At 59.8% G+C, this 769-nt stretch carries 1 protein-coding gene; it reads right to left on the bottom strand.

Going from position 1 to position 769, the window contains the following annotated elements; translation table 11 throughout:
* The coding region (locus CPT76_RS06920; RefSeq protein WP_374954613.1) for an SDR family NAD(P)-dependent oxidoreductase at positions 1–661 on the bottom strand (661 nt) is incomplete at its 3' end.
* Positions 662–769 lie beyond the last annotated feature (108 nt).

The raw sequence follows: 769 nt of genomic DNA on the forward strand, positions 1-769 counted from the left end.
GGTCGGTGCCCCGGCGCTTGAGAGGAACGCTGCTCGAATACCCTTCGCTAACCTCAGTGTTATTCTCCCGGTCGCGGTCGCTGATGGTCCACCCGGGAGCGACCTGATTGACCGTGATGTTATGCTCGCCGACCTCCTTTGCAAGCACGCGGTAGACGCCGTCCATGCCGCGTTTGCCGGCAACGTAAGCGGACTGGCCGGGGAAGTTCTGCATGGAGCACTCGGTGTTGATGCCGATCATCCGCCCCTGCTTGCGCTCGATCATGGCCGGGATGAAGGCTTTGGCCAAAAGGACGTTCTGCAGCACGCAGGATTCGAACTGGCTCCGGTAATCCTCGGCCGGCTGGTTCAGCACGCTGGTCCATTCATATTGAATGACAGCGTTTGCGACAACGATGTCAATAGCCTGCCACTCTCCCAGCAGGCGGTCTCTCATCGCCGTAACCGATGCGGCATCGGTGATGTCGGCTTGAACGGCGATGCAGCGCCGGCCCAGCGCCTCAATTTCCTGCTTCAGCTCCAGCGCTTTCTGTTCGTTGCCGCGGTAGTGGACGGCCACATCGGCCCCGGCACGGGCCAGTGTACGGGCCATGACCCGTCCAAGCTGGCCGGAGGCGCCGGTGATCAAAGCGGTTTTCCCCGTAAGATCTATGGATATCATCAAACTGCTCCTCTCCATGGTAGGTGAATTCGTACAAATCGTACCACCGGCATCCGGGAGCGTCAAATGGAATCCATGATTATACCTGAAGGGGAGGTGGGGAGAGGG

It is taken from the genome of Paenibacillus sp. AR247 (genome assembly GCF_002968895.1).
GTDB lineage: Bacteria > Bacillota > Bacilli > Paenibacillales > Paenibacillaceae > Paenibacillus_AQ > Paenibacillus_AQ favisporus.